Raw genomic sequence first — 11,371 nt, 5'->3', positions numbered from 1 at the left:
ATCAGCGTCTTGCTCGGCACAGCGTCGGTGAGCACGGCCGAACCGCCGATCCCGCCGGAATCGACGACCGTCACCTCCGCCCCCAGCTGGGCGGCCGCACTGGCCGCCTCGTACCCGCCTGGGCCGCCACCGATGATCACAACTCGCGCCACGGCACGCCATTCTTCCGTACGCCGCGGCCGCGTCGGACCCCGAGCCCGGTGGCTTCGTCCGGATCGCGATTGGTCCGGAACCTGAGGAAAGGTCCGGCGATGGTCGTGACACGGACGAGAATGCCAATGGAATCCGCCGCATACTCGGTGCAGTTGCCGGCGCTGGACAATTCGAACGAGCGGGCGGCGGTCCGTGCGGAGCTGCAGGCGCGACAACAGATCAACTGGCCGTATTCCGGAAGTCTCTTGTCCGGAACCTGGTGTAAGCCAGATGTATGGCTCTTCCTGCTGACATCGTCGCGCCCGTGCAGATCGCAGTCCGCCAGGGGCATCGTCTGGCGGTACGGCGTCTGGGACATGGCGGCGTACCGCTGCTGCTCATCCATGGGTTTCCCTGCACGAGCCGCATCTGGTCACACACCCTCGTCCCACTGGCCGAGGCGGGCTTCGACGTCGTCGCGCCGGATCTGCGCGGCTACGGCGACTCCGATTTCGCGCCGGACGACTTCTATGACCTCAACGCGTTCAACGCCGACCTGATCGGCCTGTTCAACGACCTCGGATGGGAGCGTGCGGTCGTCGCCGGGCACGATCTCGGCGCGATGATCGCCAACGACATGGCCAATCGCTGTCCCGACCGCGTCGACCGCCTGGTGATCCTGGACGACTCCATGCCCGACCTCGCGGAGACCTTCGCAGCCGCGGGGATCCCGCCGAGCCGGCCGAAGCCGGCCGTGTACGACTATCACCGTCTGCAGGGGAAGCACGCCGACTCCCTGGTCGCGCAGCTGGACACGCCCGATCAGCGGAAGCGCTACATCGGAGAGTTCTACGGGCATCGCCTCTGGTGTCCGCCTGATGCCTTCGACGAGGACGACCTGGCCTTCCTCACCGAGCCGTACGGCGACGCGGCCCGGCTGCGGGCCGCCTTCGCCGACTACGAGGTCGTCATGCGCACCCGGCCGTTGTCGGCTCCGGAGATGCTCGACCGGCCGGTGCAGCAGCCGGCCCTGGTGCTGATCGGCGCCGATCAGGTGACCCTAGGCGACCACATCGAGGAGCGGTGCGCGATCGCCTTTCCTGAAGCGGTAGGTCCCTTCTGGGTCAAGGATTGCGGCCACTTCATGCCCTGGGAGCAGCCCCGAACAGTCACCCGCGCCATCCGTTCCTTCTGCGCCGACCTGTTGGCAACCAACAGTCGAACGCCTCGGCTTACCGGTTCTGTCGGGTGAGGGTGCCGACCAGTCTCTGCCGATGACGGGGCGGGGACGGGGCATGATGACGCCGTTGTGGCGGCCATCCGGATTCACCTCCCCGGGCGTACGGTGGTGGTGTGCACGGAGAGCAGATGGCCGAGGAGTACCCGGTGGTCGGGTTGGACGACGATGCGTTGACGGCGGTGGAGTTGTTGGCGTCGAGGCGGTTGCCGGGGCTGATCGTGACGGGGAAGGACGGGGCGCCGTATGCGGTGTTGCCGGCGTCGCAGGTGGTGAAGTTTCTGGTGCCGAGTTATGTGCAGGACGATCCGGCGCTGGCGCGGGTGATCGAGGAGTCGTTGGCGGATCAGGTTGCGGACAGGTTGTCGGGGGTGACGGTGCGGAAGTTGCTGCCGGACGAGCCGACCGAGGTGCCGGTGGTGAATCACGACGACACGATTTTGGAGATTGCGGCGATCATGGCGCGGATGCGGTGTCCGTTGGTCGCGGTGATGAGGGATCGGCGGATCCTGGGCGCGGTGACCGCGTCCCGGCTGCTGGAGCTCGCGACAGCGCAGCACTGAAGGTCATGTGGTACGTGCTGCCCGGAGGAACGGTGCGGCCGCCGGCGTCATCTGATCGTCAAGAACGCGTCCGACCGATCTCAATGCTGAGCGCACAAGGTGGACACTCGGACAGTCCGGCCGAGTGAAGGAGTGGTGCCGGGTGAAGCGGCATCTTCAGGCAGGCACCGTGCCGCTCGCGGTGTTGACGGCGTACTACCGTCGAGATCTCCGCATCCCCTCGGGATCGGCGAGACCGCGGAGCGCCGTCGTTCCCCGTCGCCGGCGCTCCGTGCGGATCGTCGTCACCGATGCGCCGGACGACGAACTGCGATCAGGCGTGATCGACGTGACCGTCGTCGAGTTCGCCGCGCACGCCGCCTATCTGGAACCCGTGACCGGCATGGGGTTCCTGGTCCCACCGCCTTCGGGGACCGACATCTCGGCGGTCGACGCCTGGAACGCCGGCGACGTCGCCCTGTGGTCCGAGCACGAGCCGTCGGTTGGTCTCTCACTCCAAGCTGCCGACCGGACGAACGCCCTCGAGCTGTTGGCAGACGCAGGGTGGACACTGCTGGAGACCGGCGACGGGACCGCCGAGATTGCCGGTCACACGGATGAGGGCAGTCCGGCCCTGTGCCTGTACGCCGAACGGACGACACGCGATCAGCTCGTCGTCGAGGACTTCCATCGCGCCTTCACCGCCCTCCACGCGGCGGCGGAACTGCGCTGATCGGTCGAGAAAGGCGCGGGCCGGAAACCCACCCGCCGTGCCTGGCTCACGCCGGCTGGCGAGCGGCGGCGAAGACGCGGCCGAGGTTCTCCTCGGCGAAGAAGTCCGCGGGGGACAGCGCTCCGGACATGACGCTGACGAATCCGTCCATCGATCGCTGGTCGGCGCTGACGGCGCCCAGCAGTTGCTGCATCTGCGGCGGGGGCGGTTCGAGCGTGGCCAGCTGCGAGGTGAACTCGTACATCGGCATCGCCCGGGCGTCGCGTTCGCGGTGCCAGGCGCTCATCGCGTCCTCGAACGGCGCGCGGCCCTGCAGCCAGTCGTCGACGGCTCGATTGCAGCGTTCGGCGTCGTGGAACGCGTCGGTGATGCCCTGCGCGGTGATCGGGTCCTTGTTGTACGCGGCGTCCCCGACCAGCGCGTAGCCGTCGCCGTACGGCTTGCGGAACCAGCCCGCTACCGCCCCGCCGACGAACGGCGCTTCCTGAGTGGCCCTGCCGAGCCGGGCCGCGAACGACGGCACCTGCGCGATGGTCCGGTAGAAGTTGCCGGCGACATCCGACTTGTACGCACGAGCCTCGGCGTACGGCCAGCCGACGACGACCATGGTGAGTCCGTGGTTGGTCGGAGCGACCCCGAAGCCGCGATCGGGCCGGGCGTAGTTCTCGATCCCGCTGACCGGTAGGCCACTGAAATAGGTGTAGTAGCCGTACTCCAGCTTCGGCATGGTGTTGTAGTCCTCCGCGCCGACCGTCTTCGCCACGCGGCTGTTGCGGCCGTCGGCGCCGATCACCAGGTCGGCCAGATACTCGTGGCCGTTGCACCGGATGCCCCGCACCCGCTGATTGTCGACAATCACCTCGTCGACATTGCAACCCTCGCGCACCTCGGCGCCGGACTCCCGGGCGGCGTCGACCAGGAGCTTGTCCAGGACCGTACGACGTGGTGCGTACCCGACGTCGATGCCGTCCACCGGTGAGGTGGTCCCGCTGATGACGAACGGCCCGAAGTCGAACGAGTACCGCTCGATCGGTGGGCATCCGGTGGCTGTCATCCGGTCGAGCAAACCCCAGCGTCGCAGGGCGGCCACGCCCGGTGCGTGAATGATGTGAGTCGACAGGGTGTCGCTGGGAAAGGTCGCGCGGTCGACGACCAGTACCCGGTAGCCCTTGCGGGCCAGCAGCATGGCGGTCGGTGAGCCCGCGACCCGGGCTCCGACAACGATGGCGTCGTACTTCATGGCTCCTCCTGACAACGGCTTTCCACCACCGTCGCGGGTGGCGGCGGATCCGGTATCGGGGAGCTCCCCTATTACCGGGCGGGTTCGCGGCGTACGACGTACGCGGCGGCCTCGGCGCGATTGCGGAGTCCGAGCTTGACGAGGATGTTGCCGACGTGGTGCTCGACGGTCTTGCGGCTGATGAAGAGCCGATCGGAGATCTCGGGGTTGGACAACCCTTCGCCGAGCAGCCGGAGGACGTCTTCCTCGCGCCGGGTCAGCGACTGGCCGGACGGCTTCGGCGGCATGACCCTGTGGCCGAGCTCGCGAAGGACCGCGGCGGCCGCGTCGACGTGGCGAGCCGCCTCCAGCATCTCGAAGCTCAGCAACGCGCTGCGTGCTTCGGCGACCGCGACCTCGGGATTGTCCCGGCTGCAGGCACGGGCGAGGTCGAGCCGGCACAGACTCGCCTCGAGCGGCAAGTGGGACTGGTTGAAGCCGTCGAGCGCGTCGCGCAGCCACGCCTTCGGGTCGCCGTGACCGGCGCGGCCGTGGGCGAGCGCGACCAGCGCGTTCGCGGACGGCGAGGGATGGGCCTGCGCGCACGCCGTCATCGCTTCGATGGTCGCGCCTGGATCCCTGCCGGCGGCCAGTTGCGCGTCGACGAGGAGCCCCAGCAGCGGCAGACAGGAACTTGACCGCGGATCGGCCCGGCGCACCGCATGTTCGAGTAGGTCGAGAGCGATCGCGTACTCACCGCGGGCGAGGTGCAGGGCGGCCAGCGGCCGGGTCGCGTCGCCGTCGGTCAGGCCCTCGAGAAGAGCCGCGGCCTCGTCGTAGCGGCCTTGCTTCACCCGGAGGTCCGCGAGCCGGGCCAGCGCACCCGCCTTCAGCGTCCGCCGGCCGAGCGCCCACAGCCGGATGGCCTCGGTGAGCGTCGCGTCGGCCTCGGACCAGCGGCCGGCGGCGGTGAGGATGCCGCCGTAGTGGGTGTGACAGTAGGCGCTCACCGCGGGCAGGCGGCGTCGTTCGGCCACCTGCCGCCCGATCCGCATCCACTGCTCGGCTCGGCGTACGTCGCGGGTGTGCTCGCAGGCGGCGAACAGTTGGCAGAAGATCTCCTCGACCACGATGAAACTGTCGACCTCGTCGCCGGCGACCGCCGCGCACGCCTCGTCGAGCAGCACCATGCCCTCCTCGACCCGGTCGTCGTGCACGAGGCTCGCACCCAGGTACGCGAGGGCGGCCAACGCCAGGTCCGCGTCGTGGGTCCGGCGGCCGACCTCGATCGCCAGCTGGAAGTCCGCATTCTTGCGGGCGCGGTCGTCGGTGAACATCCCCTCGGTGAGTGCCACCCACCCGCGTTCGCTGCTGTCCGGCAACTCGCTCAAGAGCGTTTTCGCCCGCGCGATCCAGCCGCCGGCGACCGCCCAGTCGCCCGACGTCGAGCCATGCATCCCACCCAGCATGCGCGCGACCCGCGCGGCACCGGCACCGTCGCCGGCGGTCCGGTAGCCGGCGTACGCCGACTCCATCTCCCGGAGTGACCGTTCGTACTCGAAGAGCACGAACGACGCCGACGCCAGAACCTCCAGTGCCTCCGGACCGGGATCGGTCCGCATCAGCACCGCTCGGGCCGCTTGAGGGTCTCCGCGGCGCAGGGCGGCGCGAGCCTGCGCGATCAGGTCGGCCGTCATCCCGGCGATCCTCCCCTCCGAACCGGCCAGCGCCGTACGGCGCCTCCTGTGAGAGAACCTCGCACCGCCCCGGGTGGTCAAGTTCCGTCGTCTTACCTCGCACTTACGACACCCAGCTTATGCGTCAGATGCATCAACTCAGCCCACATCTTGCATTGGACGTGGCAGGTCTGGCTTCTTACGCTCGTTGGTGGTCGATCACAAGGAGAACCTCAGTTCATGGAATTCCGCTACGTCGGTAGGACCGGTCTCAAGGTCAGTGAGCTCTGCCTCGGTGCGATGACGTTCGGAGGGGATGCGGACGAAGGGGTCAGCCATGCCATGCTCGACCGGTTCGTCGACAGCGGTGGCACCTTCATCGACACCGCGGACGTGTACGGCGCCGGGCGGTCCGAGGAGATCGTCGGGAGCTGGCTGACGTCGAAGGACCGGGACTCGTTCGTCGTGGCCACCAAGGCGTACGGCGACATGGGACCCGGACCGAACGACGGTGGCAACGGCCGCAAGCACCTCATGCAGGCGGTCGAGGCGAGTCTGCGGCGGCTCGGGACCGACTACATCGACCTCTACCAGATGCACGTCTTCGACGACGCGACGCCGATGGAGGAGACGCTGTCCACGCTGGACACCCTCGTCCGCAGTGGGAAGGTCCGCTTCGTCGGTGCGAGCAACTACACCGGGTGGCAGTTGCAGAAGGGCGTGGACCTGGCCCGGCAGCACGGCTTCGAGCCGTACGTCTGCCTGCAGCCGCTCTACAACCTGCTCGACCGCGACGCGGAGTTCGAGCTCGTGCCGGTCTGCCAGAACGAGGGTCTCGGACTCATCGCCTGGAGCCCGCTGCGGGGCGGATGGCTCTCGGGGAAGTACCGGCGCGGGATGGACGCGCCACCGGCCGGCTCCCGGGTCGACGAGTCCCGGCGCAACGGTGCCAGCGAGAACTGGGATGCCTACAACAACGACCGGACGTGGCAGGTCATCGACGCGTTGATGGACGTCGCCAAGGAGACGGGCCGGTCACCCGCGCAGGTCGCCCTCCGATGGCTGCTGCAACGCCCGGGCGTGACCGCACCGATCGTCGGTGCTCGCTCGGTCGAGCAGTTGGACGACAACCTCGGTGCGGTCGGTTGGAGGCTCACGGACGAGCAAATGGACCACCTGACGACGGCAAGCCCGTTGCAGAACGTCTATCCGTACCAACTGCTCACGCGGTTCCGTCGCAAGTCCGCGTGAGCGGAGTGGCCCAGCGGTTGAGCTGCCGGACCGCTGCATCGAGCGCCGGCGCGTACCTCGTCCAGGCTGAGTGGGGGAGCAGCAGGACTGTCGCCCAGGTGCTGATCCGGCGGACGGCGCCAGCTTCACGTGACCAGCCGACGCGACGCCACACCAGCCGGCCGCTGACCGGGATCGTTGCGTAGAGCACCCGTCCGGACCGGGCCGAAGACGGCGCCAGTCGATGGTCGGCAAAAGTCCCCTCACAGCGGCTTCCTGGTTCGAGTGGCGTGGGCGATGTTGCGCTGCATGTCACCGAAGACGACGCCGTGGAAAGGTCTGATGGCCCACCAGTACAGATGGCCGGGCAGCCCGTGCGGATGGAACAGCGCGCGCTGACGGAAGACCGTGTTGCCGGAGCCGTCGTCGTCGACGATCAGTTCCAGCCAGGCCAGACCGGGCAGCCGCATCTCGGCTCGCAGGCGCAGCAACTTCTGGTCCTCGATCTCCTCGACCCGCCACCAGTCGAGCGGATCGCCGACCGACAGGTCGTGCGGATTCCGCCTGCCGCGGCGCAGTCCAGGCCCGCCGAACAGCCGGTCCAGCACGCCCCGGGCCCACCAGCCGAGCCGCCAGGAGTACCAGCCGTTGCCGCCGCCGATGCCCTCGATCACCCGCCACAACTGCTCCGGGCTCGCCGGTACGACGCTCTCCCGCTCGTCGGCGTACAGCGATCCACCGGACCAGTCGGGGTCGCCCGGGAACGGATCGCTCGGCGCGCCCGGGGTCGACGCGGACGCCCAACTCGTCGTCACCTCGAGGTCGCGTACCCGTTTGAGCGCGAGCTCGACCGCGCGGTCGAAACCGATCAGCCCGGATTCGGGGTCGGCGACGTACTCGGCGATGTCGTGCTCCTTGCAGACGACCTCGTGGACCAGGCTGTCGACCAACGGCCTGGCGATGCTGCTCGGCACCGGCGTGACCAGGCCGACCCAGTGACTCGACAACGACGGGGTGAGCACCGGCAGCATGACGATCCGCCGAGGGCTGAGCCGGGCGACTTTCGCGTAACGCTGCATCATCCCCTGGTAGGTGAGGATGTCTGGTCCGCCGATGTCGAAGCCACGGCTCACGTCGGCAGGCATCGAGGCGCTCCCGACCAGGTAGTGCAGTACGTCGCGGACCGCGATCGGCTGGATCCGGGTGTCGAGCCAGCGGGGTGTGACCATGACCGGCAGCCGGTCGGTGAGGTGCCGGAGCATCTCGAACGACGCGGAGCCCGAGCCGAGGATCACCGCGGCCCGCAGCACGGTGACCGGTACGCCGGACGCCAGCAGGATCTCGCCGACCTCACGCCGGGAGTCCAGGTGCGGCGACAGCTCCTCGCCTTCCGGATACAGGCCGCCGAGATAGACGATCCGCTGCACACCGGCTTCCCGCGCCGCGGTCCCGAACGTCAGCGCGTTGCGCCGGTCGCGGGCCTCGAAGCGCGGGCCGGTGCCGAGCGAGTGGATCAGGTAGTAGGCGACGTCGACGCCTTCCGTCGCCGCCCGCATCTGCCCGGCGTCACCCGCGTCCGCCTCGACGACCTCGACGTCGCCGTACCAGTCCCGGTCGCGCAGCCGCCGCGGATTCCTGGCCATCGCCCGCACCCGGAACCCGGCCGCGAGCAGCTCCGGCACGAGCCGCCCGCCGATGTACCCCGTGACTCCGGTGACCAGCGCGAGCTGTTGATCCATGCCATCCGGTGCCCGGATCCCCGCGATCGATGCGGTGGGTCAGCCGGCCAGGAGGGTGATGATGTTGTCCTCGGTGACGTCCGGGCCGGTCAGCTCGCGGACGACGGCGCCGTCGCGGAGGACGATCACGCGGTCGCAGGTGTGCACGAGCTCGGCGAGGTCGGAGGAGATCAGGAGTACGGCGAGACCGTCGACGGCCAGGTCGTCGATGAGTTCGTGCACGTCGGACTTGGCGCCGACGTCGATGCCTCGAGTGGGTTCGTCCAGCATCAGGACCACCGGGCTCGTGGCGAGGGTACGGGCCAGCAGCACCTTCTGCTGGGTCCCGCCGGACAGTTCCGCCACGGGCTGATCGGGACTGGTCGCCTTGATCCGCAGCCGGCGGACGAACGTGTCGACGAGCTCGTCCACCCGGGCCGCGGAGATCACACCGGCCCGGGACAGCCGGGGGAGTGCGGCGAGCGCGATGTTGTCGCGGACCGAGAGCGAGCCGATCACGCCTTCGGACGTACGGTTCTCCGGCAGCATGCCGACACCGGCGCGCATCGCCTTGGCGACCGACCGCCGCCGCAGGTCCTTGCCGGACACCGTCACCCGGCCGGCGTCGAGCGGGAGTACGCCGGCGATGGCCTTGGCGGTCTCGCTGCGGCCGGCACCGACGAGCCCGCCGAGCCCGAGCACCTCGCCGGAACGGATGTCGAGCGACACGTTCGCCAGCCGACGGTGCCGGCTGGTGAGGCCGGTCGCCTCGAGCACCGGTGCATCGGCCGGGTGGACGACCGGGCAGCCGAGCACGGTGGTGCCGGCGGCAACGGGCCGGCCGAGCATCAGTGCGACCAGCCGCAGCCGATCGAGCCCTGCTACCGGGCCGGTGTGTACGACGCGGCCGTCGCGCAACACCGTGACCCGGTCGGCGATCCGCTCGATCTCCGACAGCCGGTGGCTGACGTAGACGATCGATCTGCCCCGCGATCGCAGGTCCTCGAGTACGCCGAACAGGCGGTCGATCTGGTCCGGTTCGAGCCCTTCGGTCGGCTCGTCCAGGATCAGCACCCGGACCTCCGGAGCCAGCGCGGGCGCCATCGCGATCAGCCGCCGTACGCCGGCGTCGTACGACCCGGCCGGCCGGCGCACGTCGACGGCCGGCCCGAGCCGGCCGACGAGCGCGGCCGCCTCGGTGTTCATCCGGGCGACGTCGATCAGTCCGTACCGGTGCCGTGGCTCGCGGCCGAGGAAGAGGTTCCGGGCGACACTCATCTGCGGCACCAGGCCGGCGTCCTGGTGCAGCGTCCGGATCCCGGCGCGTTCGGCATCGCGCGGCCCGTCGAACCGCACTTCGTGCCCGTCGACCCGCAGCACGCCCTTGTCCGGCCGCAGTACGCCGGACAGCACCTTGACCACCGTGGACTTGCCGGCGGCGTTCTCGCCGACGAGGGCGTGGATCTCACCGCGGCCGAGAGTGAACGAGACATGGTCCAGCGCCCGGGTGCCGGGGAAGTCCCGGACCACCCCCGCGACCTCAAGGGCTGGGTCTCCCACCGTGCCTCCCTGCCTGCGGACGGGCTCGCCACCGCGATGATCGCGGATGACGCCCGGGCCGTAAAGACCTCGATCAGAAAAGGTCGGAAGTGAACATCAGGGCCGGGCGATGTGCAGCCGGACCGCCCGGTTGGCCAGCTCGTCCAGGACGTCGCGCGGCGCCTGGTCGTCGGTGACGAGATGGTCGATCTCGTCGGCCGGCACGGTCTGCACCATCGTGTCGACACCGATCTTGGTGTGGTCGGCGAGGACGACGATCTCCTCGGCCGCCGCCGCCAGCGCCCGGTCGACGGTGGCGACCTGCAGGTTCGGGGTGGACAGTCCGCGGTCGGCGCTGAGTCCGTTGCCGGACAGGAACGCACGGCCGACCCGCAGCCCGGACAGCGAGTGCTCGGCCGCGCTGCCGACGAGGGCGTGGATCGAGCCGCGCAGGGTGCCGCCGGTGAGCACGACCTCGATCCGGGGCGCGGCCCCGAGCGCCTGGGCGACGAGCAGGGAGTTGGTGACGACGGCGAGCTCCGTGTGCCGGATCAGCTGCTGGGCGAACAGCTGGGTGGTGGTGCCGGGGCCGATCACGATCGCGTCGCCGTCCTCGACCAGGGACGCGGCCAGCTCGGCGATGGCCGCCTTCTCGGCGCCGGCGACCTGGGCCTTCTGGGCGTGCGTCGGCTCCCGGGTGAGGGCGCCCGGAAGGGTCGCCCCGCCGTGGTGACGGTTCAGCAGGCCGTCGGCCTCGAGCGCCCGCAGGTCGCGGCGCACGGTGACCTCGGACGATCGGACGGCGTGCGCGAGCTCCCGCAGCGACGCCGCGCCGTTCGTGCGCAATGCCTCGAGGATCCGCTGCCGGCGCTCGGCGGCGAACATCGAGCGGCGGCCCTCGCTCGCTCCGCGCGCGTCGACGTCAGTCACGCATCGCCTCCTCCGTACCGACAGCGTCAGGATCTGATCGTATCCAGCCGGCAAACGATCAGGCCAGCAGTGCCGTCCCCAGGCGCGCCGAGCAGGTTCAGATCGTTTCTGATCGGTTCCGCGACAGAAACTGATCGGAAATATTGACTTCTGTTCGGTGGAGTGGTGTTCTTCCGTGCACTATCTGTTCGCCGGCGACCCGAGTCGGTCCCGTCGGCCAGCACTCCTTCCGCCCGAGGAGAGAGGTTCCCGGATGCGTTTCGCCCAGCGGTTCCTGACAGTGCTCACCGCAGCCCTCACGGCGACGATCGGATCGGTCGTCGTCTCCACCACCGCCCCGGCCGCCGAGGCCGCGCAGTGGAACCCCGGCACCCCACCGCTGTCCACGCCGTGGACGGCCGAGGTCGGCCCGGAC

At 69.6% G+C, this 11,371-nt stretch carries 10 protein-coding genes; 4 read left to right on the top strand and 6 right to left on the bottom strand.

Annotated features, from left to right (window positions below):
- Window positions 1-152 (bottom strand): FAD-dependent oxidoreductase (locus tag E1218_RS32155; RefSeq protein WP_165949509.1); only part of this gene is annotated, 152 nt, incomplete at its 3' end.
- Between the two features lie 305 nt (window positions 153-457).
- Between E1218_RS32155 and E1218_RS32150 the strand changes: the two genes are divergently transcribed.
- From E1218_RS32150 to E1218_RS32140, 3 genes are all read left to right on the top strand, one after another.
- Window positions 458-1,384, top strand: coding sequence for an alpha/beta fold hydrolase (locus E1218_RS32150; RefSeq protein ID WP_165949508.1), 927 nt, complete (start codon window positions 458-460; stop codon window positions 1,382-1,384).
- A gap of 101 nt (window positions 1,385-1,485) precedes the next feature.
- Complete coding sequence (locus tag E1218_RS32145) at window positions 1,486-1,932, top strand: CBS domain-containing protein (RefSeq protein ID WP_132326810.1); 447 nt, start codon at window positions 1,486-1,488, stop codon at window positions 1,930-1,932.
- A 142-nt stretch (window positions 1,933-2,074) separates the two neighbouring features.
- Window positions 2,075-2,644 carry a hypothetical protein gene (locus E1218_RS32140; protein ID WP_132326809.1) on the top strand — a complete coding sequence of 190 codons (570 nt, stop codon included), beginning with the start codon at window positions 2,075-2,077 and terminating at the stop codon, window positions 2,642-2,644.
- 46 nt (window positions 2,645-2,690) lie between these two features.
- On the opposite strand, the gene E1218_RS32135 is transcribed toward E1218_RS32140, so the two are convergent.
- On the bottom strand, window positions 2,691-3,884 hold the full coding sequence (locus E1218_RS32135) for an NAD(P)/FAD-dependent oxidoreductase (protein ID WP_132326808.1): 1,194 nt from the start codon (window positions 3,882-3,884) through the stop codon (window positions 2,691-2,693).
- 71 nt (window positions 3,885-3,955) lie between these two features.
- On the bottom strand, window positions 3,956-5,560 hold the full coding sequence (locus E1218_RS37600; RefSeq protein WP_132326807.1) for a helix-turn-helix transcriptional regulator: 1,605 nt from the start codon (window positions 5,558-5,560) through the stop codon (window positions 3,956-3,958).
- A gap of 219 nt (window positions 5,561-5,779) precedes the next feature.
- On the opposite strand from E1218_RS37600, the gene E1218_RS32125 reads away from it, so the two are divergent.
- Complete coding sequence (locus E1218_RS32125; protein WP_132326806.1) at window positions 5,780-6,790, top strand: aldo/keto reductase; 1,011 nt, start codon at window positions 5,780-5,782, stop codon at window positions 6,788-6,790.
- 242 nt (window positions 6,791-7,032) lie between these two features.
- On the opposite strand, the gene E1218_RS32120 is transcribed toward E1218_RS32125, so the two are convergent.
- The 3 genes from E1218_RS32120 to E1218_RS32110 form a co-directional block, all read right to left on the bottom strand.
- Entirely contained in the window at window positions 7,033-8,508 is a 1,476-nt protein-coding gene (locus E1218_RS32120) for an SDR family oxidoreductase (protein ID WP_132326805.1), read from the bottom strand.
- A 39-nt stretch (window positions 8,509-8,547) separates the two neighbouring features.
- Complete coding sequence (locus E1218_RS32115) at window positions 8,548-10,047, bottom strand: sugar ABC transporter ATP-binding protein (protein WP_132326804.1); 1,500 nt, start codon at window positions 10,045-10,047, stop codon at window positions 8,548-8,550.
- Between the two features lie 96 nt (window positions 10,048-10,143).
- Window positions 10,144-10,956 carry a DeoR/GlpR family DNA-binding transcription regulator gene (locus E1218_RS32110; RefSeq protein WP_202866303.1) on the bottom strand — a complete coding sequence of 271 codons (813 nt, stop codon included), beginning with the start codon at window positions 10,954-10,956 and terminating at the stop codon, window positions 10,144-10,146.
- Window positions 10,957-11,371 lie beyond the last annotated feature (415 nt).

Origin of the sequence: Kribbella turkmenica (assembly GCF_004348725.1) — a bacterium.
Classification (GTDB): Bacteria; Actinomycetota; Actinomycetes; order Propionibacteriales; family Kribbellaceae; genus Kribbella; species Kribbella turkmenica.
The sequence above is the reverse complement of the archived record's forward strand: the minus strand, read 5'-3'. Positions and strand labels throughout refer to the sequence as shown.